The sequence below is a fragment of the bacterium genome (assembly GCA_026414725.1).
Taxonomy (GTDB): domain Bacteria; phylum Ratteibacteria; class UBA8468; order B48-G9; family JAFGKM01; genus JAAYXZ01.
In genome coordinates this window covers 1-1293 of record JAOAIL010000049.1, presented here as the reverse complement: position 1 = coordinate 1293, position 1293 = coordinate 1, and the positions used below count along the sequence as shown (strand labels likewise).

Below are 1293 nucleotides of genomic sequence, written 5' to 3'. Positions count from 1 at the left end.
TTCTACTCCTTTCCTTATTTTTCCTCTTCCTTGAGGGGAGAGGGTGCGAGTGAGAGATTTCAGCATATCCTCGGTAGTTGACTTCCTGAAAGCATATCTATAATCCTTAAAGAACCAGCCAGTGTCTTCATCACAACCTGCCCTTTATATTCATCTATCACCTCACCTATTACAGTTGCTTTTTTACCTGATGGATGTTTTCTCATTACAGAGAGAACCTTTTCTGTATCTTTCTCATCACATATAACAATCACTTTTCCTTCATTAGCGAGGTAAAGTGGGTCAAATCCCAGCATTTCACATACAGATGCCACACCTTTGCTTAATGGGATTTCTTTTTGATACAGCATTATCCCATATCTATTTCCTTCAATAATTTCATTTAGTGTTGTTGCTACCCCACCTCTTGTTGGGTCTCTCATAAAATGGATATTGTCTGAAACCTCCATTATTCTTTCTATCAATCCATTCAGAGGAGCACAATCACTTTTTATTCTCCCTGAAATTCCAAAGTCCTTTCTCGCTGAAAGAACTGCTATTTCATGTTCTCCGATATTTCCATTTATTATAACCCTGTCCCCTGCTTTTATAAAATTTCTTCCTGTTTTTAAATTTTTTTTAAGTATGCCTATTCCTGATGTATTGATAAAAATCTTATCTCCTTTACCTTTCTCTACTACCTTAAAATCACCAGAAACAATCTCCACCCCTGCCTTTTTTGCTGTTCTTGCCATTGAATTCACTATTTTTTTAAGAATTTCTATCTCCAACCCTTCCTCAACAATTATTCCACAAGATAAATAAAGTGGTTTTGCCCCCATTACTGCGAGGTCATTGACAGTCCCACAGATTGCGAGTTTGCCTATATCTCCACCCGGAAAGAATAATGGTTCAACAGTATAGGAATCAGTGGTAAAACATAAATTATAACTGGTACTGAAATTTTTTAATACAGCAGAATCAGTAAGTTTAGAGAGGGTAGGGGAGTTAAAAGCGGGTACAAATATTTCCTTTATAAGATTATGCATATATCTTCCACCGCTTCCATAAGATAGTAAAATTTTTTCATTTTTCATAATTAGAGAATAATTTTATCAATTTAGGGAAATAAATCCAAATTTATTCTTCCTCTCTCTTGATGGGAGAGGATTTCTTCTTTTCCCTCTCCCTTGAGGGGAGAGGGGTGCTGGTGCGACGGGTAAGGAGCACCGTATAGCACAGAGGGCGAGATGGTGAGCCCGTTGACCGAAGCCCGTCAGGGCAAGACAGGGTGAGGGTGAGACCTTCCTACAC

General features: G+C 38.3%; 1 protein-coding gene. It reads right to left on the bottom strand.

Features of this window, described 5'->3' with window-relative positions:
* Positions 1-59 precede the first annotated feature (59 nt).
* Positions 60-1076 (bottom strand): hydrogenase expression/formation protein HypE, encoded by a 1017-nt coding sequence (hypE, locus tag N3D17_07760; protein MCX8083258.1) that lies wholly within the window; start codon positions 1074-1076, stop codon positions 60-62.
* Between the last annotated feature and the right edge of the window lie 217 nt (positions 1077-1293).